This window comes from Jeotgalicoccus psychrophilus DSM 19085 (assembly GCF_000425845.1).
Lineage (GTDB): Bacteria > Bacillota > Bacilli > Staphylococcales > Salinicoccaceae > Jeotgalicoccus > Jeotgalicoccus psychrophilus.
Genome location: NZ_AUEF01000001.1, coordinates 454,265 through 477,192, shown reverse-complemented (window position 1 = coordinate 477,192; position 22,928 = coordinate 454,265). Strand labels below are relative to the sequence as shown.

The window sequence follows — 22,928 nt, the reverse complement described above, 5'->3', positions numbered from 1 at the left end:
GAATGTATATTTAATGTCCGCTTTAAGGATGAAATTTTATGCAATCTATGGTACATTAAGAAGTAATCAAAATTAGAAAGGTTACATTCTATGGTATCTGATAAAGGATTGCTCATCGTTCTCTCGGGGCCTTCGGGAGTTGGGAAAGGCACTGTTCGCAAAGCCATTTTCGATCACCCAGAGACGAATTTTAAATACTCAATTTCTATGACAACTAGACAGAAACGAGAAGGCGAACGTGATGGCATAGATTACTTTTTCAAGTCGCACGAAGAATTTGAAACGTTAATAGAACAGGATAAATTCATCGAGTATGCTGAATACGTAGGAAATTACTATGGCACACCAGTAGATTACGTGAAAGACACAATTGCAGATGGACACGACGTGTTTCTGGAAATTGAAGTCGAAGGCGCAAAGCAGGTCAGAGAAAAATTCCCGGACGCTTTGTTTATCTTCCTTGCTCCGCCGACACTGGCCCAGCTTGAAGAGCGTTTAATCGGTCGCGGTACAGATTCACAAGAAGTGATTAATTACCGTATTAAAGAAGCGAGACGTGAACTCAGCTTAATGAACTTATACGACTATGTCGTAATTAATGACGATGTTGATACGGCGCGTCAAAAAATTCAGTGTATTGTTGAGGCGAGTCACCTGGAACGCTCACGTGTGGAAAATAAGTTAAGAAAACTTTTACTGGAGGCAAATAATTAATGTTATACCCAGCTGGTCATGAACTTAAAAAAAATGTCGATTCAAAGTACCTTGTAGTTACTATGGCGGCAAAACGCGCAAGACAATTGCAGGAACATCCTGAAGATCTGATATTGGATTCATATGTATCTAAAACTAACGTCGGCTATTCTTTAGAAGAAATAGCAGCCGGCAAAGTTACTGTACACAAATAAAAGAGAAATAATGATGCTGACAAGAAATTGTCAGCTTTTTTTGAAGAGGTGATTAATTTGGCAAATATTGTCCTCGGTGTGACGGGAGGAATCGCAAGTTATAAAGCGATTGATTTAACGAGTAAACTCATTCAATCCGGGCACGAAGTCCGCGTCGTATTAACAGACAACACGCTGGAGTTCGTAACTCCGCTCGCCTTTCAGGCAATCAGCAGAAACCACGTCTACACAAATACTTTTCTAGAAGAAGACCCAAGTAATATTGCACATATTAATATCGGAGAGTGGGCTGACATTATCGCAGTCGTCCCGGTAACAGCGAATACGATTGGTAAGTTTGCTAACGGAATCTACGATAATATGCTCTTAAATGTGCTTGCTGCAAATACGAAACCCGTTTTAATGGCACCGGCAATGAATGTGCACATGCTGCATCAGCCGTCAGTTCAGGAAAACATCGACAAACTGAGAGGCCAGGGTGTGGAGTTTATCGATTCGGAAACAGGTTTTCTTGCGTGCGGCTATAATGCAAAGGGGCGTCTTGCATCAGTTCCAGATATTATGGAAAAAATTAACGATATGCTGAACGAAAACAAAGAACTCAGCGGAAAGCGTGTTTTAGTTACTGCAGGTCCGACACGGGAACGACTTGACCCGATTCGCTACCTTTCTAATTTTTCGAGCGGAAAAATGGGCTACAGTATCGCAGACAGTTTTAAAAGACGCGGAGCTGAAGTAATCTTAGTCAGCGGACCGACGAATCTGCCTGTACCTGCCGGTGTAACGCGTATTGATGTAGAATCGACAGCTGAAATGTTTGAGGCGGTTAAAGAACATATGGCTGCTGATATCGGTATTTTTACGGCAGCAGTGTCCGACTTTACTGTTAAAGAACAGAGCGGACAAAAAATTAAAAAACAAGAGGGTAATGTGCCTTCGATAGAACTTGTAGAAACACAGGATATATTAAAATATGCCGGTCATAACAACGAAGATATGTATGTTGTCGGTTTTGCTGCAGAAACAGAAAATGTTGAAGCGTATGCACTCGGCAAACTGGAGTCTAAAAAAGCGGATGCGATTATAATGAACGATGTATCGGATACTTCTATCGGCATGAACAGCGATGACAATGAAGTTACAATTATATTTAAGGACGGCAGTAAAGTGCCGCTGCCTAAAATGGCTAAAACACTTCTCGCAGAAAAAATAGCAGATACGCTCACAGAACGGGTGATACGCTGATGTATGCTGCAGTTATCGTCGGTGTAAACAGTAAGGATGTCAACCGGCTGTTCGATTATAAAATACCTGCTCACTTGTCGAACGTCATTAAAGCCGGTCACCGTGTTTTCGTGCCGTTTGGCCCGAGACATGTACAGGCTTACGTGATGAGCATTCACGATAATACTGATATACCGGAAGGTAAGGTTAAGGAAATCGTTAAAGTGATGGATGTTGAACCGGTCTTAACAGAGGAACTGGTTGAGCTGGCAAAAAAGTTGGCAAATTATTATATCGAGCCGTATATTTCAGTCATCGAAACAATACTGCCGGTTGCACTGAAAACAAAATCGAAAAAAGTGCTGATGCTTGATGAAGATGCATCAAGTGAAGCTAAATTTATATATGAAAGCTACGCTGCAAACGGTGAACTCGAAACGAAGAGCTTATCTGCGAAAAATCTTGCAGTACTGATGCCTTATATTGAGTCTGGAGATATTTATGAGGATATTCAGATTAAACAGCATACCCGGAAAAAAGTTCAAAAAGGTGTGCAATCACTGTATTTGAATAAAGCACCGCTTGAACGTGCACCGAAACAGTTTGAAGCACTGCAGGTCATTGAAGATTACAATGAACCGGTACTGCTTAAAGTACTGAAAGAACAGGGCTACTCAGAAGCAATTGTTCGTGAACTTGAGAAAAAAGGGTACGTAAAAAAACTGGATATGGTCGTCGAACGCGATCCGTACGAATCGAGAATATTTGAAGCGGATTATGAAAAAGAATTAACTGATGAGCAGGCTGCTGCTTTTAACAATATTAATAATGCCGTATTAAATAATGACAATGAAACATTTCTTTTGCATGGTATTACCGGCAGCGGAAAAACCGAAGTCTATTTACAGCTAATACAGACAGCGCTTAATACTGACCAGGAAGCAATTATGCTGGTGCCAGAAATTGCGCTGACACCGCAAATGGTCAACAGATTTAAAGCTCGTTTCGGCGACGATGTTGCCGTACTGCACTCTGCATTGTCGCATGGTGAGAAGTACGATGAATGGCGTAAAATCCAAAGCGGCCGCGCACGGGTATCAGTCGGCGCACGCTCATCTATTTTTGCACCGTTTAAAGATATTGGTATTATTATTATCGATGAAGAGCATGAAACGACTTATAAACAATCAGAACGACCGATGTATCATGCAGCCGAAGTGGCAAAATTACGCGCGGACTTCCATAACTGTCCTGTCGTTTTAGGATCTGCAACACCCTCGCTTGAATCGTATGCGCGGAGCTCGAAGGAAGTGTACAAGCGCTTTGAGCTCACACATCGTCCGGGCATGCAGCCTTTGCCTAAAGCAGAAGTTGTTGATATGAGTGACGAACATAAAGACGGCAACTCTGGAATTTTATCGAGGAAACTGGAAGCTGCGATATACGACCGGCTGGAAAAAGGGGAACAGACAGTGCTGCTGCTAAACCGCAGAGGCTTCGCCAACTTCCAAATCTGCCAGAACTGCGGCCATGTGCCGAACTGTCCGAACTGTGATATTTCACTCACGTATCATAAAAACAACAGCAGCCTTTTATGCCATTACTGCAGCTATGAAGAACAGGTAACGAGAAAGTGTGCAGACTGCGGCTCTAATGATGTAACGTTCAGAGGAACGGGTACACAAAAAGTTGAAGAGATTTTACGGGATACATTTAACGTTGACATTATTAGAATGGATGTCGATACAACAAAGCATAAAGGCGCGCACGAACAGCTGCTAAACCGTTTTGAGCATGGAAAAGCACCGATACTTCTCGGTACGCAGATGATCGCAAAAGGTCTTGATTATCCGAACGTCACGCTGGTCGGAGTGCTGAACGCGGATACGATGTTAAATCTGCCGGACTTCAGGGCGAATGAACGGACCTTCCAGCTCTTAACACAAGTGGCCGGACGTGCCGGGCGTCACGAACTTCCGGGGGAAGTTATATTTCAGACGTATAATCCGGAGCACTACGCGATTACACTGGCAATGGATAATAATTATTCCGAGTTCTATGAAAAAGAAATGCAGTTCAGGAAATTTGCACGGTATTCTCCGTTCTATTTTCATATATTGTTTACAGTGTCATCTGAGCGTGTTAAGGATTGTCTTGATGCGACGACAGATATTCACAATACACTGGTTAAAAACGTGAGTGACAGCTGTATTATTATCGGTCCGTCACCAAGTCCAATCGAAAGAATTAAAAATAAAAACAGATTCCAGATTCTGCTTAAATATAAACGGGAGCCGGCATTGAAAGATGTACTGGATGCTCTCGATCAAAAATATACACAGCTTTATAAGAAGACAGGATTGTCTTTAAAAATCGATGTCGATCCACAATATATTATGTAGGAGATTTAACATGACAAAAATTATCTTTATGGGTACACCGGATTTTTCTGTGCCGATATTAAAAGAACTTCATAAAGAATACGGTGTCGATCTGGTCATTTCACAGCCTGCAAGACCTGTCGGCCGAAAAAAAGTAATGACAGACCCGCCGGTTGCCGTTGCAGCAAAACTGCTCGGTATTGAGCTGTATCAGCCTGAAACGATGAAGAGTGAAGAAGCGCTTAAAATCGTAGCAGATATTGAGCCGGACCTGATTATTACGGCTGCATTCGGCCAGCTACTGCCGGAAAACATTTTAAATGTCCCGTCTAAAGGGTCGCTTAATGTTCATGCATCGCTGTTACCCAAACACCGCGGGGGTGCGCCGATTCACCGTGCGCTTATTAACGGCGACAAGGAAACGGGCGTAACGATAATGTATATGGCGAAAAAACTGGATGCGGGAGATATTATTGCCGCAAAGAGTATCCAAATTGAAGACAATGACAACACAGGTACACTGTTCGATAAACTCAGCAGAGTCGGAGCATCACTTCTGATGACAACACTGCCGTACATTATCGAAGGTACGAACAAACGCACGCCTCAAACTGAAAGTGAAGCAACTTTCAGTCCCAACATTTTAAAAACGGATGAAGTCATCAGCTTTAATAGACCGGCACGCGATGTCTTTAATCATATACGCGGGCTTGCACCGTGGCCTGTCGGGCACACGATGCAGGATGGTAAACGTCTGAAAATATTTGCAGCAGAGCTGACAAATAAAACAGCTGATGCAGCACCGGGTACGATTACCGGAAAAAGTGACAACGGCTTTTTAGTCGCGGCGACGGACGGGCTCGTAAATATTACAGAAGTACAGCTTGCCGGCAAGAAAAAAAATAATGCGCTTGATTTTATTAACAATAATAGTGATTTAATCGGCACGAAACTGGGTGAAGACGGATGACAGTGAGAGCACTGGCACTGGAATTATATGAAGATGTAATCGACAATAAAGCATACAGCAACATCGTTTTGAATGAAGCGCTCCGCTTTGAAGAATTAAATTCGCAGGATAAAGGTCTGCTGACTGAAATTCTATACGGTACGCTGCAGCATAAACTGACACTTGAATATTATGTAAGACCATTTGTAAAAACAAAATTACGCCGCTGGCAGCGTTATCTGCTGCTGATTTCAATTTATCAGCTGGAGTATCTCGACCGTGTACCTGATTTTGCCGTGATTAATGAAGCGGTTGAAATCGCCAAAGAACGCGGCGGGCTGCAGGCAGGTAAACAGATTAATGGTATATTGCGTGCTTACTTAAGAGGCGAAAGACCGAATATCGATGACATTAAAAATGATGCGGCACGTTTATCTGTGAAATACAGCATGCCTAAATGGCTGGTGAAGCATTGGTTTAAACATTACAGTACTGAAGAAACAGAGCGTATTATTTCATCGCTGAATGAAAAACCGCAAATGTACCTCCGGGTAAATAAAAAGCTGATCGACAGAGATAATTTAATTGAAATGCTTTTAAATGAAGGCTATGACGTCAGAGAATCCAATCTGCACCCGGATGCTATTGAATTTAACGGACAGAATATTACCCACAGTCAGTCTTATAAAGACGGTTTCTTTGCGATTCAGGATGTCTCTTCGATGTTTGTTAATCTGGCACTGGATCCGCTTGAAGACGACGACATACTGGATGTCTGCAGTGCACCGGGCGGCAAGGGTCTGCATGCACTTGAATCAATGGACAATGGCTCAGTAACTCTAGGAGACGTGCATGAACATAAAATTACATTAATAAATAACGAGGCTGCACGTTTGCAGCATACGAACTACGAAGCATTCGTTGCGGATGCTAAAACATACGATTACGGCCAGCAATTTGACCGTATTATCGTCGATGCACCATGTTCCGGTCTCGGTGTTGTTAAACGCAAGCCCGAAATTAAATACGAACGAAATGAAGAAAGTATTAACGAATTAGTTGAATTACAGCTCGATATTTTAGATAATGTTAAGAAATATCTGAAACCTAATGGCATATTAATTTATTCAACTTGCACCATTCATCAGCTGGAAAATGAAAATGTTGCTTATACATTTAAGAAAAATCACGATGACATTGAATTTGATGATTTTAGTATTCCGGCATTTAACTTTACGGGGCCATACAGACAAATCCTTCCGTATGAACATCACACAGACGGTTTTTTCATTGCGAGATTTAAAAAGTCTGACAGCTAATGCCACGGATAGGAGGTTTAATCTTGAAAGTAACAGAAAAAAGTATTTGCGGTAATTACAGAGATATCAATGAAGACTTAACGGGGCATTTTTATAACCTCACCAATCAGCCGCTGCTGTTAATTGCAGACGGTATGGGCGGTCATCAGTACGGGGAAGTTGCAAGCAGATTTGTTCACGATAAAGTAAAGAGCGCCTGGGAAGACAATAATCTGTTTAATATAGATGAAGCGGAACGATTTCTCCGTGAACTCGTTATAAAGACGAACCATGAATTATATGACTATCAGGATGAATATCCTGAATACCGAGGTATGGGGACGACACTCGTACTCGTCGCAATTATCGAATCGTCAATTCTCGTATTGAACGTTGGGGATTCACGTGCATATGTAATGAACAATCGTAAAATAGAACAGGTCACTGAAGATCACACTTTTGTCAACGTGCTCGTAGCAAGCGGTGAAATTACCGCGGAAGAAGCATTGACACATCCGCGCCGCAATTTAATTACGAAAGCGATGGGAACTGAAAAAGTAATTCAGGCTGATGTCTTTCGTCTTCGGGGACGCCAGCATGACTACATCGTACTTGCAACCGACGGTCTGACAGACACTGTCAGGCCTGACGAGATTCATCATCTGATGTACAGTTCAAAACTGACGCTGGAACAAAAAGCAGAAGAACTGACAAAAACTGCAGAAAATAATAAGTCACGCGACAATATCAGTGTCGTTCTAGCCGACCTGAAAGCAGGTGGAGGCGAGTGATTGGTAACGTAGTATCGGAACGTTATAAAATCTTGAAATACCTCGGAGGCGGAATGAGCTCCGTTTATCTGGCGACAGATATTATTTTAAATCGTGAAGTTGTCGTGAAGATGATTAAAGCAGATCCGGTAGATAAAGAAAAATCTGTGCGCCGCTTCCAGCGTGAAGTGGAAAGTACGATTCAACTGTCTCATCCAAACATCGTCAGCGTGCTCGATGTGGACGAAACGGAGGAGTATCACATACTCGTGACGGAAGTCGTTCATGGCCCTAATTTAAAAGAGCATATTTTAAATAACAATCCACTCGATATTGATGAAGTAATCAGTATTGCGATGATGACTCTCAGGGGAATAGAACATGCACATGACCGCGGTATTATTCATAGGGACATTAAGCCGCAGAATATTCTTCTAGATACGAACGGCAGAGTGAAAATTACCGACTTCGGTATTGCGAAAGCACTGAGTGAAACACGTATGACGGAAACGAATCAGGTCATCGGTTCCGTGCAGTATATTTCTCCTGAACAGGCAAAAGGGCATAATACAGATGAACGCACTGATATTTACTCTTTTGGAGTGATGCTTTTTGAACTTCTGACAGGCCGTTTACCTTACGAAGCAGAAACTGCTGTATCAGTCGCACTGAAACATATATCAGAACCGTTTCCGGACATTTCCCGCTATCGCGATATTCCAGTCGGCTTAAAAAATATCGTGATGAAGTGTACAGAAAAAGAACCGCTGAACAGATACAGGCACGCGGATGATGTACTTTCTGCACTTGTTTACTATAAAGATGTTTCTGAACCGTATGTTACTGTTAAAAAAGATGAGCAGGAAAAAACAATGACTGCAGTGACGGCTGAAGAAAAATCGGCAGCTGAAAAGGAAGTAAAAGCTGTACCCCTGCCGGTACAAGAAGAAGAAAAAATAAATCCCGCCGCAGAGGAGCCGAAGAAAAAACGCCGTAAGTGGCCGTGGATACTATTTATTCTGTTTTTCCTTCTCGCTGCTGCGGCAATAATTGTCTACCTCTTGTGGCCGAGACAGTCGCCGACGGTCAATATAGAAAATATGCAGAATATGACAGTAGAAGAAGCGGAAGAATATCTGCTCTCAGAAGACCTCGTCACCGGCAATATCTCTGAAACATACCACGACAGCTTTGAAGAAGGCATAATTATTGAAACTTCACCTGTGTCGGGTGCTGAAGTCGAACGCGGCGGTACTGTGGATATGCTTGTCAGCCTCGGTGAAGAGCCGTATACGATGACTGATTATACCGGTGAGATGTATGAAGAGGTTGAGGCGGAACTTGAAGAGGCCGGGTTTACAAATATTGATTCAGAAGGACAGTACAGCGATCAGGCGCCAGGGACAATTCTCGACCAGGACGTTGCTGCAGGTGAAGAGTTATACCCTGACGGCTCGCCGATTACCTTTACGGTGTCGGACGGAGTTGAACCGATTCCGATTACGAATTACACAGGAACTTCTCTCGAAGCAGCAAGAACTGAGCTTGAGAGTCAGGGCTTTATCGTTAACGTCACGACAGAAGTCTACAGCAACGAAGTCGAGGAAGGTGCGATAGTGTCGCAAGATCCAAGTTACGGTGATTTCCTGCCGGGGTCCCAGATTAACGTTATCGTCTCACTGGGAGAAGAACCGCCGAATGAAACAACGTATCAGATTTCCTTGAACATTCCTTATCCTGAAGAAAAAGAAGAGAAGAAACCAAGCAGTTCTTCAAGCGGAGATAAGGAAGATAAAAAATCTGAAGCGAAACCTGAACCGGTTGAAGCAGAGATTTTTATCGGAGATAAGAATAACGACATTAATGCAGTTTCAGAAACAATTAAAATTAGTGAAGATACGAACCATACGGTTTCACTTATTTTACTTGAGGGAGAATCCGGTGAATATCGTGTAGAGGTTGACGGAGAAGAAGTTATAAGCGAAACTGTAAATAACGAGTAAATATTGGCATTGGCTTTGCTGTTTATATATAATGGTGAAGTACATTCGAATTGGAGGAATGAAATTATGGCATCACTTAAGAGGGATAAAGGCCTGGATAACACTTTGAAAGTAATGAAACAGGGATATCTTTACACAACAAATCAGCGAAACCGCTTAAATACTACAGTATTTGAAACGAGAGCATTAGGCGGAAAGCCGTTCGTTGCCGTTACAGGTAAAGAAGGCGCGGAAATGTTCTACAACAACGATATCGTTCAGCGCGAGGGTATGTTGCCAAAACGTATCGTTAATACGCTTTTCGGTAAAGGTGCAATCCATACAATTGATGGTAAAAAACATATCGACAGAAAAGCATTATTTATGAGTTTAATGACTGAAGGCAACCTGAACTACGTGCGTGAATTAACGCGTACTTTATGGCGTGCAAATACTCAGCGTATGGAAAGCATGGATGAGGTAAATATTTATCGTGAATCTATCGTTCTTCTGACAAAAGTCGGTACTCGCTGGGCAGGAGTACAAGCTCCGCCGGAAGATATCGAAAAAATCGCAACAGACATGGATATCATGATTGACTCATTCAAAGGACTTGGCGGAGTATTTAAAGGATATAAAGAATCTAAAGCTGCGCGCCGCCGCGTAGAAGACTGGCTTGAAGAGCAAATTCTTGAAACGCGTAAAGGCAATATTCACCCGCCTGAAGGTACAGCGCTTTACGAATTCGCACATTGGGAAGACTATCTTGGCAACCCGATGGATTCAAGAAACTGTGCGATCGACTTAATGAACACATTCCGTCCATTAATCGCGATCAACAGATTCGTAGCATTCGGTTTACTTGCAATGCACGATAATCCGATTACTCGTGAAAAAATTAAGAGCGAGCCGGACTATGCATACAAGTTTTCACAAGAAGTTCGCCGTTTCTACCCGTTCGTACCATTCTTACCTGGTAAAGCTAAAGTAGATATCGACTTCCAGGGAGTTACAATTCCGGCTGGCCACGGTCTTGCAATAGATGTGTACGGCTCAATGCACGACGAAACACTTTGGGAAAACCCGAATGAATTCCGTCCGGAAAGATTCGAAGACTGGGACGGTTCACCGTTTGACCTTATTCCGCAAGGCGGCGGAGACTACTGGACTAACCACCGCTGTGCCGGTGAGTGGATTACAGTAATCATCATGGAAGAAACAATGAAATACTTCGCAGAAAAAGTAACTTATGATGTACCGGAACAAGACTTAACAGTCGACCTTAACAGTATCCCTGGATACGTTAAGAGCGGATTCATTATTAAGAATGTTCAAGAAGTCGTAGACAGAAAATAAGAGTGGATATAAAGAACGCGCAGTCCCGGTTAACGGGCTGCGCGTTCGTTTTGTGATAAAAGTGAAGAGATAATCATTTAAAACTGTTACTGCAGACGTTCTCTTGGTCCTGTGTATTCCATCATGCCGCCTTCAACATTATGAGCAGTATAGCCGTTAGCGTTCATATAGTCCTGAACGCGTTTAGAGCGTCCGCCTGCTTTGCAGACGATGTAATAGTCTTTATCTTTATCAAGCTCGGCATCATCCAGATTAAATGTACTCATCGGATAATGCTCGGCGCCGGGTAAGTAGCCTGTTAATTCCAGTTCATCGGTTTCCCGAACATCGATTACGACGTTGTTCTTATTATTTTTAACTGTATCAATTTGTGAAATGTTTATATCCATTTTCATGTCCTCCCAATTCTATTTTACAAATTCAATTTTATCACAGTTAAATTGTTGTTATAATAAAAGAGTATTTAAATAAACTTGAGGTGTTATATGCAGACAGGAAAAATTATTAAAGCGCTAAGCGGCTTTTATTATGTAGAATCGAATAATGAAGTGTACGAGACACGTGCACGCGGCCGCTTCAGAAAAACTGAAGAAAGCCCGCTCGTCGGCGACTATGTTGAATTCCAAATAGAAAATGTTGATGAAGGCTATATTACAGCAATTCTGCCGCGTAAAAACTCGCTCAATAGACCGCCGGTCGCAAATATTGACCAGCTGCTGTTAACGACGAGTTTAAAATCTCCCGATTTCAGTTTTTATCTGCTGGACCGCTTTATCGCCTACAGTGAGGCAAATGATATAAATCCGGTCATTATTGTAACAAAAAATGATCTGAGTGAAGACGAGGCACTTATAGAAAAAATTAAATTCACATATGCATCGACTTACGAAGTGCATTTTACCGATAAAGAGCATATTAACGAAGATTTGAAATACGTATTTAATGGTAAGCTCAGTGTACTTGCCGGGCAGTCCGGTGCAGGGAAGTCGACGCTGTTAAACACCTTGCTGCCGCATCTGAATTTAAAAACAGATGAGATTTCAAATGCGCTGAACCGTGGAAAACATACGACGCGCCACGTTGAATTAATTAGTATCGACGGCGGTTTTATCGCAGATACTCCCGGCTTTGCAACAATTGATTTTCTAAATATCGATAAATACAATATTAAATTTTGCTTTATTGATTTTAATCAGTACAGCTGTAAATTCAGAGAATGCCTGCATATTAACGAACCGAAGTGCGGTGTGAAAAAAGCAGTTGAATCCGGCGAGCTTGCAGAGTCGAGATACAACAGCTATGTAAAAATATATAATGAAATTGATAACAGAAAAGAGAGGTATTAGATATGGCTAAAGTGCTACCGTCATTACTCGCAGGTGATTTTTCAAAACTTGGTGCCGATATTAAAGAAATGGAAGCAGCGGGGGCAGATATTTTTCATTTGGATATTATGGACGGCCAGTTTGTGCCGAATATTTCATATGGTATTCCTGTATGTGAAGCCATTGCTAAAGAAGCGTCGATTCCCCTTGATGTTCATTTAATGACATACGATCCGACGCAGTTTGTCGATGATTTTAAAAATATGGGTGTTGCTATGCTGTCGTTTCATATTGAAGCAACACCTCATGCACACCGTGCTGTTCAGCTGATTAAAAGTAAAGGTATGAAGGCGGGAATCGCACTGAATCCTCAAACATCTGTTGAAGCAGTCCGTCATCTTTTAAATGACGTTGATTTCGTGTTAATTATGACAGTGAACCCGGGCTTCGGCGGACAGAGTTTTATCGACTCATGTGTTGATAAACTGGATGAACTTGTTAAAATCAGAGAGAATTTAACAAATAAATTTGATATTGAAGTCGATGGCGGCATTAACGATAAAACAGCTGAACTCGTTAAAGCACACGGTGCGAATTTACTGGTCAGCGGGTCCTACTTATTTAAAGCAGACGATAAAGCTGCTGTCATCAGCGCCCTGAAGGAATGATTATATGAAACATATTAACGTGCTGCTGCGGAATATTCCATTCACAGTGCAGAATGATGCACCGTGGGCGGGTGTCGATGCAGGAGTCAAAGGACTGCTTGAGGCAGATATTCCCGTTTTGAAAGCATACGGTGACTTTGACAGTGTGACCGAAGATGATTTGAAATTATTCAAACAAAGCTTAGCACTCGATATTGTTCCGAGTGCTAAAAATTTTACTGACAGTGAACTTGCACTATTGTCATTGGCTGAACTGGGGTATACAGCGATTGATGTATATGGTGCCTTAGGCGGCAGAAAAGATCATGAACTGATGAATATTCAGCTGCTGGCGCACGAAGAACTGCGTAACATTGATATCCGGCTGTTAAATGAAACAAATGAAATTATGCTGCTGACAGAAGGCGAATATATACTTCAGAGAGATTATGACAAAAAGTATGTATCATTTATTCCGCTTTACGATGATACACTTTTAACGCTCGAAGGTTTTAAATATGATTTAGAGGATACATACGTAAGTATCGGAAGAACGTTAACTGTAAGTAATGAATATAATGAAAAAAATGTTGTAATTAATACTGATAAAGATATATTAATGATTAAATCAACAGATTAGAGGTGAGTGAATGATATTTGCAGGTGCTCTCGCTAACTCGTTAGCGATTATTATCGGCGGCGCGCTTGGAATGGTATTTACTTTTATTCCGGAGCATATTAAAGATGCGATTATGAAAATACAGGGATTATTTATTGTTACGATGGGAATTCAGATGGTCGTCGGTGCAACCGATATTCTAACGACGCTTATATCACTCATCATCGGAGTAGTCATCGGGGAAGTAGTTAAACTCGAAGAACTGCTCAACCGTTTCGGACACTTAATGGAAGTTCGTCTCGGTGATAAACACGGCGGTAATATCTCCCAGGGCCTGATTTCCGGGATGCTGATTTTTATCGTCGGGGCAATGGGAATAGTCGGCGGTCTGGATGCCGGGCTGCAGGGCAACAACGATGTACTGTATACGAAAGCGACGATGGACTTCTTTATCGCACTTGTAATGACAACCGCCTACGGCCGCGGCGTCATATTGTCCAGTATTCCGACATTTTTCTACATCGCGGCAATTATTATCAGTGCACGTCAGATAGCGAACTTTATACCTGGAAACATACTCGACATGATGGTCGACCAGGTCAGTGCGACAGGCGGGGTAATCCTTCTTGCTATCGGACTGAATATGCTGAACGTTACACACATGCGTGTCGGTAACATGATACCCGCAATATTTATCGGGATGTTTATCGTCTGGCTGCTGTCGTTCTTTTAACTTATAAAATCCGCCCGAAATTATTTCAGGCGGATTTTTGGTGTGCAGAAGCTGGGCAGTGCGGGAGGTCTGGGGTATCCGGACACATATGAGCGGGTGACTACCAGTCCCAGGGTATCCGGATACATATGAACGGGTGTCAAGCCAGTCCCGGGGTATCCGGGTACATATGAACGGGTGTCAAGCCAGTCCCGGGGTATCCGGACACATATGAGCGGGTGACTACCAGTCCCGGGGTATCCGGATACATATGAACGGGTGTCATGCCAGTCCCGGGGTATCCTGATACATATGATCGGATGTCATGCCAGTCCGAGACCGCAAAGACTAAAAATAAACATAAAAAAACTGGTACCACTTGTGTAAGTGATACCAGTTTTTAAATTGAAGTATTAAACACGTTCAACTTTACCTGATTTTAGCGCGCGAGCAGAAACCCAAACTCTTTTAGGTTTGCCGTCAACCAAGATTCTAACTTTTTGAAGGTTAGCTCCAAAAGTTCTTTTGCTTGAGTTAAGCGCGTGAGAACGGTTGTTACCAGATCTAGATCTGCGTCCTGTTACATAACATTCTTTCACCTTAATCCCACTCCTTTAATTTAATTTACATAATCATGTTCATCTGTTCTTTATGCATACTCCAATATGATACATTAATTCGCTATTATTGTCTATATATTTCGCACAAAAGCAATGGTTTTTAAAAGTGATAAATTGCTTAATTACAGTATGATATGAATTTTTTTCAAATACTATTTGAGTGCCCGTATGATTAATACTTTAAAAAAGTTGTTTACGCTGTAATTCTACATGGTACGATAGTCTGGTGTGAAAAATGAGTACGGAACTCAAAATTCTATTGTAAAAATAAAACGTAAAAAGGAGGAAAGGTACATGTTTAAATTACTGCTGTTTGTGGGAATTATGCTCGCCGTATTAATTATTGCACTGGCTTTTATATTCCGGCATGAGCTGGCAACGCTCGGACATAAGTACAATAAATATGATGAAGTGAAAAAGCTGAAGCATGAAATTAAACGTAAAAATATTACATATGATGCGCATATGAAAAAGTTCGGACATACTGTAGAGGCAGAAATGCTGGAAAAAGAAATAAAAGAACTAGAACAACTTAAGATAGAAATGGAGCAGAAAAAATGAAAAAAATATATACAGCAATAGGTGTCGGAGTTTTAGTTATTGCAGGACTCATCGCGGGTCTGATTTTAATGGTATCGAAAGTTGAAAACGGACATGTGGGTGTTATTTACAGCATTAATGGCGGCGTGCAGGATGAAGTGCTCGGTCAGGGCTGGCATCTTGTTTATCCGACGGAGCGTGTGATTGAATATCCGGTTCGGACACAGAATAAAAACTACGAATCACTTGCAGTTGCAACGATTGATGGTAAGACAATTAATATGCCGGTAGCACTGAACTATCATGTGGACAGTGAAAAAGCATCGGCAGTCTATAAAAAATTCGGTAACATTACAATAGAAGATTTAGAAGAAGGTTACATAAAAACCCGTATTAATGATGCCTTGCGTCAAACTGTGTCGGATTATACAGTAATCGAGGCATTCGGTGAACGCATCGGCGATATTAAACTTGAAACAATTGCAATTGCGAAAGACGATCTTGAAAAAGACGGAATTATTATTGAGGACATTATGCTGAGCGCACCTCAGCCGGATGCTGAAACTCAAAAAGCGATAGATGACCGTGTGAAAGCAACTCAGGAGCTGGAGCGCAAAAAAACAGACAAGCTGATTGCAACTGAAGAAGCTGAACGTAAACGTATTGAAGCAGAAGGTGAAGCCGAGGCCAACAGAGTGGTTCAGGAATCCCTAAGCGAAGAAGTATTGATGCAGCAGTTAATTGAGAAATGGAATGGTACACAGCCAATCTCAATCGGCGGCGAAGGTGTTATCGTAGATCTGCCGCAGGCCGAGCCAGAGGAAGAAGCAGCAGAAGAATAAAAAATATTGATAAAACACGCACTGTTCCTCTGGGACTGAGCGTGTTTTTTATAACTGCGATGTATATGAAAGGCTTGAGAATGCTTTTATCGGCTGCAGAATTTCTCCTGAGGACGTATTATGAGTGTTTAAGCAAAATGCAGTATGATATAATATTAACGATAACAAACAAACGAAAAGTTAACTTAAGAGCCTGGTAAATACTATAATAACACTTGTATTTACACCGGTGATTTGCTTATAATTAAATGATGTATTAGGAGGCGAAATAAATGGCGCTGGAAATTGAAAATGAATTAGGAAAAATTGAGATTTCTACAGACGTAATAGCAAACATTGCTGGCGGTACCGTCGTCGAATCTTACGGCGTAGTCGGTATGGCTTCTAAAAACCAGGTCCGCGACGGATTTGCGGAATTGCTTGGTAAAGAAAATTATTCACGCGGCGTAATTGTCGAGCACAATGAAGGTAAACTGACGATTGAACTGTATATTATCGTTGGATACGGCGTGAAAATTTCAGAAGTGGCGACAAACGTACAATCAACAGTAAAATATAAACTTGAAAAAACATTAGGCTTAAGTATTGAAGCTGTAAATATACACGTACAAGGTGTACGCATTATCGGCGGAGACGAATAGTTAGGGAGGATTTACAATACAATGGATAAGATAGATGGCTTGATGTTCCGCCGGATGATTTTGAGCGGGGCGAGTAACCTGAAAAAAAATGCTGATTATGTAGATTCATTAAACGTTTTCCCCGTCCCTGACGGTGATACGGGTACTAATATGAATCTTTCGATGTCTTCAGGGGCAGCTGAAGTTGAACCGCTTGACGACGCTCATATAGGAAACGTAGGGAAACATTTCTCTAAAGGACTTCTTATGGGTGCACGCGGGAACTCAGGTGTCATTCTTTCGCAATTATTTAGAGGATTCTCTAAAGCGATCGAAACAAAAGAAGAAATCGACACAGATGACTTTATCGAAGCGTTAAAGCAAGGTGTAAACACTGCATATAAAGCGGTAATGAAACCAGTTGAAGGTACAATTTTAACTGTCGCAAAAGATGCAGGGAAAAAAGCGGAAGAGTTTAATGGAAGTGATGTATCGATGGTCGAGCTGATCACTACGACGCTTGAAGAAGCAAAAGCTTCACTTAAACGCACACCAGACTTGCTTCCTGTACTGAAAGAAGTCGGCGTTGTTGATTCAGGCGGCCAGGGACTCGTGTACGTATATGAAGGTTTCTTAAGCGCACTTACAGGCGAAGAAATTCCCGATAATCCTGCACAGGCAGTCGAGTCATTTACTGACGATGGGCATGACCACGATAACGACTTTAACGATTTTATGAGCGTAGACGACATTGAACACGGCTACTGTACGGAGTTTATGGTGCGTTTTGAAGATGATAAACGCCAGTTCAATGAAGATGACTTCCGTAATGAAATGAGTGAATTCGGTGACTCACTGCTCGTAATAAATGACGATGAAATTGTCAAAGTACACGTGCACACTGAGAGACCGGGAGAAGCTTTCACTTATGCTGCAACTTACGGTGAGCTCATTAAGATGAAAGTCGAAAACATGCGTGAACAATTCAGAACTGTTCACGGTGAGAAAAATAAAGCTGCTGAAAAGCAGTCTTACGATACGGCAATTATTACTGTTTCTTCAGGAGACGGCATCAATGAACTGTTCAAGAGTATCGGTGTTACACACGTCATTAACGGCGGTCAAACGATGAATCCGGCAACGGAAGATATTGTGAACGTTATTAAAGGCGAGGATGTTAAAAAGGTTATTATTCTGCCGAACAATAAAAATATAATCATGGCAGCAGAACAAGCGGTGGAAGTACTTGAAATTCCGGCGATTGTTGTAGCGTCAACATCGATTCCAGAAGGACTTGCAAGCATGCTAAGCTTTAATCCGGAAGCATCACTTGAAGATAACAAAGCTGCAATGAGCGAGTCACTTGAACATGTTCAAACAGGACAGGTGACTTATTCAGTCCGAGACACTAAAATAGATGGTGTGGACATTAAAAAAGACCAGCATATGGGTATTGCCGAAGGTAAGATTATTACTGCCAACGATTCTAAAAAGGACGCACTTCATACGCTTATCAGTAAAATGATTAACGAAGATACTGAAATCATTACAATACTGATCGGTGAAGACGGTACTGAAGAAGAAGTTGAATCAGTAATTGAAGATATTGAAGGCGCACATGAAGATGTTGAATTTGAAATTCATAATGGTGCACAGCCAGTCTACAGCTATTTAATATCTGTAGAATAGCAATATCAGCCACATCGGTGATTCCGATGTGGCTTTTTGGACTTTAGGGGGGGATATATATGAAGTTTAAAAGTGTTTTTGATATAATCGGTCCAGTAATGGTCGGACCGTCATCATCACATACAGCAGGAGCTGCAAGAATTGGGCTGCTTGCAAGAAGTCTGTTCGGCGGTCAGCCGGACAAGGTGGACATCTATCTGTACGGCTCGTTCCGCGATACATATCAGGGACACGCGACAGACGTTGCACTCCTTGGCGGAATTCTCGGCTATGACACCGACGACGAAAGAATTATCAACGCCAAAAAAGAAGCTGAAAACAATAACTTAACTTATAGTTTTATCGAAATGAATGAAGAACGCTCTCATCCGAATACAGCGGTGCTCCATTTATATAAAGGCGAAGAAGAGCTCGTCATCGAAGGAGTATCAATTGGCGGCGGGAAGATAGAGCTCGTGAGTATTAACGGCTACAACATTAATATTTCAGGTAACTATCACGCCTTGCTCGTGTTTCATAAAGATGAATTTGGAACGATTGCACGGGTAACGACAAAACTCGGCGATGAAAAGCTGAACATTTCACAGATGAGTGTGTCCCGTAAAGAAAAGGGACAGGTTGCTTTAATGACCGTTGAACTCGATGATACAATTTTACCGGGCGCATTAGAGGAAATAAGAGCTGTTAAAGGTGTCGACCGCGTAATTGAAATGACAGGAGGATAATTCATGTTTAACAGTATAAATCAATTAACAGAACGTGCACTGTCAGAAGGTATTTCACTGTCGGAAGTAATGGTCAGACAGGAAATGGAAGCGACGGGTCAAAGTTACCTCGATATATATAATTTAATGAAAACTAACTTAACGACGATGGAAAGTGCAGTCACAGAAGGCCTTGCAGGTGTAAATTCAACGACAGGTTTGACAGGTATGGATGCAGTTAAAATGCAAAAGTACATCGAGTCAGGCAAAGGGTTGAGCGGTGATCTTAACCTTATGGCGATTGCGTATGCAGTCAGTACGAATGAAGTAAACGCAGCAATGGGTAAAATCTGTGCGACACCGACAGCAGGCTCTGCGGGCGTTGTGCCGGGAGTATTATTTGCGATGGTTAAAAAAGATCCATCGATTACAGAAGAACAGAAAATACGCTTCCTGTTTACATCGGGAGCATTCGGTTTTGTTGTTGCGAATAATGCAAGTATCTCAGGTGCTGCAGGCGGCTGCCAGGCGGAAATCGGCAGTGCCAGCGCAATGGCTGCAGCCGCACTCGTTGAACTCGCAGGCGGTACGCCTGACATGAGTGCGCATGCATTCGCGATTGCAATGAAGAACATGCTGGGTCTGGTGTGCGACCCTGTTGCAGGACTCGTAGAAGTGCCATGTGTTAAACGTAACGCAGCAGGTGCAACGAACGCGCTGACTGCGGCAGATATGGCTTTAGCTGGTATTGAATCACGTATTCCTGCTGACGAAGTTATTGAAGCGATGTACAAAATCGGTTTAACAATGCCGTCGGCACTACGTGAAACAGGACGCGGCGGACTTGCTGCAACTCCGACGGGAGAACGCTTGAAAGCTGAACTTTTCGGTGCGAAATAATGAGCGGCATTCACGCTGTTCAAAGTCCCGATAGAAGTATTAAAGAATTAAAAGGCGTCGGCGACAAGGTGGCGGATAAATTGTTTGCTCTGGAAATTACGGGCATGAACGATGTGCTCTTCTGCCTGCCGACGGCTTACATAGATCACAGTGTCGTCAACTTAAATGACGCAGAAGATGGTGCAAACCTGACCGTTGAAGGTACGGTAAAGACAGAACCTCAGGTGGCTTTTTTCCGTAAGGGTAAAAGCCGTCTGACGTTCTTTATGGATGTCGATGGTATTTACGTTAAAGTAACATTTTTTAATCAGCCGTATTTAAAGAGTAAAATCATCAATGGTGAATTTGCGCGGCTGTACGGTAAGTTTAACCGCAATAAGCTTGAAATTAACGGCACAAAATTAATCTTTGAAGCAGGCGGCGGCTATCAGGTGAAATACTCGCTTGGCGGTGTGATGCAGGCAAAAACTTTCCAGAAAATTGTCCGTTCAGCATTTGAGAGTGCAACGTTTAATGTTGATCTGCCGGAGGATTTAAAGAGGAAGTACAAGCTGATGCCGGTGCGTGATGCGCTGTATGCATTGCACTTCCCGGACAGCCATGAAATGGTCGCTGCCGCCAGGCGGACGATTAAATTTTATGAGCTGTATCAATATCAGCTTAAAATTATGGAGCGCCGTCAAAAAGAACGCGTCAGAAACGAGAAGTTTATAGTCGATTATAAAATCGATGAGTTAAGAGAATTTATCGACACGCTGCCTTTTGATTTAACAGGTGATCAGAAAAAAAGTGTCAATGATATATGCCGCGACTTTAAGCAGAATATATCGATGCACCGGCTTCTGCAGGGAGATGTCGGGAGCGGTAAAACGATAGTCGCGGGCATTTGTGTATATGCCGTGAAAACAATCGGCGAGCAGAGTGCCGTGATGGTGCCGACAGAAGTGCTGGCGAATCAGCACTACGAAAGCTTTAAAGATACGTACGGCAGCGAGCTGACAATTGCTAAACTCACGGGGACGACTAAACCTGCCGAGAAACGGGAAATACTTGCGCGGCTCGCTTCAGGTGAAATTGATCTTCTCGTCGGGACACATTCGCTGATAGAGGACGACGTTGTATTCGATCGTCTATCATTTATAATTACCGACGAACAGCACCGTTTTGGTGTCAATCAGCGGGAAAAACTGAACCGCAAGGCTTACCGCAAAAACGTGCTGTACATGACCGCAACACCGATTCCGAGAACTTTATCGATTACATCTTACGGTGATATGGACGTTTCCGTAATACGTGAAATGCCGAAGGGCCGCATTCCAATCGACACTGAATGGCGCCGGTTTAAAGAAATCGACTACGTGCTGGAGTTCGTTAAATCCGAAATCGATAAAGGGCACAGCGCCTATATCGTTGCGCCTTTAATTGAAGAATCGGAGACGCTCGATTTGAAAAATGTCTATGAAATTTACGAAATTTTTGAAGAATATTTCAGTTCGGAAGATGTTGTCTTAGTCCACGGGCGGATGAAAGCTGAAGAGAAAAATGAAGCAATGCGTTCGTTTGAAGCGCTGGAAAAACCACTGCTCGTCTCGACGACGGTAATTGAAGTCGGCATTAACGTGCCGAACGCGACTGCGATTGTCATATTTAATGCTGAACGTTTCGGACTGTCCACGCTGCACCAGCTGCGCGGGCGGGTCGGGAGAAGCAGTAAAAAGAGTTACTGTATTTTAGTCAGCGATCCGGCAACGGAAAATGCGAAACAGCGTATGGATATTATGACGAGCACGACAGATGGTTTTGTCTTAAGTGAACGCGACCTTGAAATGAGGGGGCCCGGCGATTACTTCGGCGTACGCCAAAGCGGACTGCCTCAGTTTAAAGTAGCGGATATTACAGAAGATTACAGAATACTTGAAGTGGCACGTGAAGAAGCGGTTAAAGTATATGAAAATAATAATTTATAAAATGTGCAGATGATTGGAGGGCCCCCATGAGAGTCTTAGTAAGAACCGCTGGTGTATTAATGATTTTCGCTGCGATCGTGCTGTTTTTCTGGCAGGATATACGCGAATATTTTACAGATCAGGTCAACGACCGTTTAATAACCGCCTACCAGGCCGGTGACGACGATGTTAAGCTGAACCCGATTGAAACATTCGTCACCGGCGCCAGGCAGGACACTAAAGGCATTAATATCGGTGACGATATGGCCGGCGTCCTTGAGATTGCCAGTGCGGATATACTCGAGCCCGTCTACATGGGTCCTCTGTCAGAAGAAAAATTGCGCAATGGTGTGAGCTTTTTAGAAGACACGGACAATCTTGATATGCAAAACATCCCGATAGCAGGCCACCGCGTCGAAGGCGCCGGTATCCGCTTCAACTATATTGACCGTGCGAGCGTCGGCGACGAGATAAACTTCATTACACGGGATGAAACCCGCGTCTATGAAATTACTGAAATGTTCGAAGTCGATCCATCGGAAGTCGGTGTCCTCGATCAGACTGCGGGCGACCCGCAGGAACTCACACTGATTACATGCGAGGAGTATAACCCGGAAACGCTGCTGTTTGAAAAGCGGCTGATAGTGAAAGCCGAAATTGTTGAGGGCTAATATATTTGGTGCAAGAGCGTTAGTGAATTTGAAGTTATGTAAACTCATAAGCATCTGAATCCCTTTATCGAGTGGATTTAGGTGCTTTTTATATTGGGCTGTGACGAGAATAACCCCATAACACTCGACAGAGTTTTCAGCGTGTTTCCCGGGCGACACTGTCTGACAAATCCGTTTATCGGACAGTGTCGTTTCTACAGTGTCTGACAAATCCGTTTATCGGAC

At 42.6% G+C, this 22,928-nt stretch carries 23 protein-coding genes; 21 read left to right on the top strand and 2 right to left on the bottom strand.

Going from position 1 to position 22,928, the window contains the following annotated elements; genetic code table 11:
- Positions 1-90: 90 nt before the first annotated feature.
- The 9 genes from gmk to H625_RS0102220 all read left to right on the top strand — a co-directional run bounded on the left by gmk (position 91) and on the right by H625_RS0102220 (position 10,868).
- Positions 91-714: a guanylate kinase gene (gene gmk, locus H625_RS0102260; protein WP_026858448.1), complete on the top strand. Its 624-nt coding sequence runs from the start codon at positions 91-93 to the stop codon at positions 712-714.
- Positions 714-908, top strand: a complete 195-nt coding sequence (rpoZ, locus tag H625_RS0102255; protein ID WP_026858447.1) for a DNA-directed RNA polymerase subunit omega — start codon at positions 714-716, stop codon at positions 906-908. The genes gmk and rpoZ overlap by 1 nt, the downstream gene beginning before the upstream one ends.
- 57 nt (positions 909-965) lie before the next feature.
- Positions 966-2,153, top strand: coding sequence for a bifunctional phosphopantothenoylcysteine decarboxylase/phosphopantothenate--cysteine ligase CoaBC (gene coaBC / locus H625_RS0102250; RefSeq protein WP_026858446.1), 1,188 nt, complete (start codon positions 966-968; stop codon positions 2,151-2,153).
- On the top strand, positions 2,153-4,534 hold the full coding sequence (gene priA / locus H625_RS0102245; protein ID WP_026858445.1) for a primosomal protein N': 2,382 nt from the start codon (positions 2,153-2,155) through the stop codon (positions 4,532-4,534). Before coaBC ends, priA begins: the two co-directional genes overlap by 1 nt.
- Before the next feature lie 10 nt (positions 4,535-4,544).
- On the top strand, positions 4,545-5,483 hold the full coding sequence (gene fmt / locus H625_RS0102240; RefSeq protein ID WP_026858444.1) for a methionyl-tRNA formyltransferase: 939 nt from the start codon (positions 4,545-4,547) through the stop codon (positions 5,481-5,483).
- A complete protein-coding gene (gene rsmB, locus H625_RS0102235) occupies positions 5,480-6,781 on the top strand; it encodes a 16S rRNA (cytosine(967)-C(5))-methyltransferase RsmB (RefSeq protein WP_026858443.1) in 1,302 nt (433 codons plus the stop codon). Before fmt ends, rsmB begins: the two co-directional genes overlap by 4 nt.
- 23 nt (positions 6,782-6,804) lie before the next feature.
- Positions 6,805-7,551 carry a Stp1/IreP family PP2C-type Ser/Thr phosphatase gene (locus H625_RS0102230; RefSeq protein WP_245573081.1) on the top strand — a complete coding sequence of 249 codons (747 nt, stop codon included), beginning with the start codon at positions 6,805-6,807 and terminating at the stop codon, positions 7,549-7,551.
- Positions 7,548-9,533 carry a Stk1 family PASTA domain-containing Ser/Thr kinase gene (pknB, locus tag H625_RS0102225; RefSeq protein WP_026858441.1) on the top strand — a complete coding sequence of 662 codons (1,986 nt, stop codon included), beginning with the start codon at positions 7,548-7,550 and terminating at the stop codon, positions 9,531-9,533. Before H625_RS0102230 ends, pknB begins: the two co-directional genes overlap by 4 nt.
- A 66-nt stretch (positions 9,534-9,599) precedes the next feature.
- Positions 9,600-10,868 carry a cytochrome P450 gene (locus H625_RS0102220; protein ID WP_026858440.1) on the top strand — a complete coding sequence of 423 codons (1,269 nt, stop codon included), beginning with the start codon at positions 9,600-9,602 and terminating at the stop codon, positions 10,866-10,868.
- An 86-nt stretch (positions 10,869-10,954) separates the two neighbouring features.
- Here the strand turns inward: H625_RS0102220 and H625_RS0102215 are convergent, their stop codons facing one another.
- On the bottom strand, positions 10,955-11,257 hold the full coding sequence (locus tag H625_RS0102215) for a rhodanese-like domain-containing protein (protein WP_245573080.1): 303 nt from the start codon (positions 11,255-11,257) through the stop codon (positions 10,955-10,957).
- 96 nt (positions 11,258-11,353) lie between these two features.
- Here H625_RS0102215 and rsgA point away from each other — a divergent pair, with 96 nt between their 5' ends.
- From rsgA to H625_RS0102195, 4 genes are read left to right on the top strand one after another with little or no spacing between them, the layout of a single operon-like run.
- Positions 11,354-12,214: a ribosome small subunit-dependent GTPase A gene (gene rsgA, locus H625_RS0102210; protein ID WP_026858438.1), complete on the top strand. Its 861-nt coding sequence runs from the start codon at positions 11,354-11,356 to the stop codon at positions 12,212-12,214.
- Between the two features lie 2 nt (positions 12,215-12,216).
- Positions 12,217-12,861, top strand: coding sequence for a ribulose-phosphate 3-epimerase (gene rpe, locus H625_RS0102205; protein ID WP_026858437.1), 645 nt, complete (start codon positions 12,217-12,219; stop codon positions 12,859-12,861).
- 4 nt (positions 12,862-12,865) lie between these two features.
- Entirely contained in the window at positions 12,866-13,480 is a 615-nt protein-coding gene (locus tag H625_RS0102200; protein ID WP_026858436.1) for a thiamine diphosphokinase, read from the top strand.
- 10 nt (positions 13,481-13,490) lie between these two features.
- Positions 13,491-14,192 carry a DUF554 domain-containing protein gene (locus tag H625_RS0102195; RefSeq protein ID WP_026858435.1) on the top strand — a complete coding sequence of 234 codons (702 nt, stop codon included), beginning with the start codon at positions 13,491-13,493 and terminating at the stop codon, positions 14,190-14,192.
- A 392-nt stretch (positions 14,193-14,584) separates the two neighbouring features.
- Here the strand turns inward: H625_RS0102195 and rpmB are convergent, their stop codons facing one another.
- Entirely contained in the window at positions 14,585-14,770 is a 186-nt protein-coding gene (rpmB, locus tag H625_RS13410) for a 50S ribosomal protein L28 (protein WP_084135671.1), read from the bottom strand.
- 315 nt (positions 14,771-15,085) lie between these two features.
- Here rpmB and H625_RS0102190 point away from each other — a divergent pair, with 315 nt between their 5' ends.
- The 8 genes from H625_RS0102190 to H625_RS0102155 all read left to right on the top strand — a co-directional run bounded on the left by H625_RS0102190 (position 15,086) and on the right by H625_RS0102155 (position 22,703).
- Positions 15,086-15,352: a hypothetical protein gene (locus H625_RS0102190; protein WP_026858434.1), complete on the top strand. Its 267-nt coding sequence runs from the start codon at positions 15,086-15,088 to the stop codon at positions 15,350-15,352.
- Positions 15,349-16,173, top strand: coding sequence for a prohibitin family protein (locus tag H625_RS0102185; RefSeq protein WP_026858433.1), 825 nt, complete (start codon positions 15,349-15,351; stop codon positions 16,171-16,173). The genes H625_RS0102190 and H625_RS0102185 overlap by 4 nt, the downstream gene beginning before the upstream one ends.
- A 272-nt stretch (positions 16,174-16,445) precedes the next feature.
- A complete protein-coding gene (locus H625_RS0102180) occupies positions 16,446-16,814 on the top strand; it encodes an Asp23/Gls24 family envelope stress response protein (protein ID WP_026858432.1) in 369 nt (122 codons plus the stop codon).
- Positions 16,815-16,835: 21 nt separating this feature from the next.
- A complete protein-coding gene (locus H625_RS0102175) occupies positions 16,836-18,482 on the top strand; it encodes a DAK2 domain-containing protein (protein WP_026858431.1) in 1,647 nt (548 codons plus the stop codon).
- Between the two features lie 59 nt (positions 18,483-18,541).
- A complete protein-coding gene (gene sdaAB, locus H625_RS0102170; RefSeq protein WP_026858430.1) occupies positions 18,542-19,207 on the top strand; it encodes an L-serine ammonia-lyase, iron-sulfur-dependent subunit beta in 666 nt (221 codons plus the stop codon).
- A 3-nt stretch (positions 19,208-19,210) separates the two neighbouring features.
- A complete protein-coding gene (gene sdaAA / locus H625_RS0102165; protein WP_026858429.1) occupies positions 19,211-20,086 on the top strand; it encodes an L-serine ammonia-lyase, iron-sulfur-dependent, subunit alpha in 876 nt (291 codons plus the stop codon).
- Positions 20,086-22,053, top strand: coding sequence for an ATP-dependent DNA helicase RecG (recG, locus tag H625_RS0102160; protein WP_026858428.1), 1,968 nt, complete (start codon positions 20,086-20,088; stop codon positions 22,051-22,053). The genes sdaAA and recG overlap by 1 nt, the downstream gene beginning before the upstream one ends.
- A 26-nt stretch (positions 22,054-22,079) precedes the next feature.
- Positions 22,080-22,703, top strand: a complete 624-nt coding sequence (locus H625_RS0102155) for a sortase (RefSeq protein ID WP_026858427.1) — start codon at positions 22,080-22,082, stop codon at positions 22,701-22,703.
- Positions 22,704-22,928: the final 225 nt, after the last annotated feature.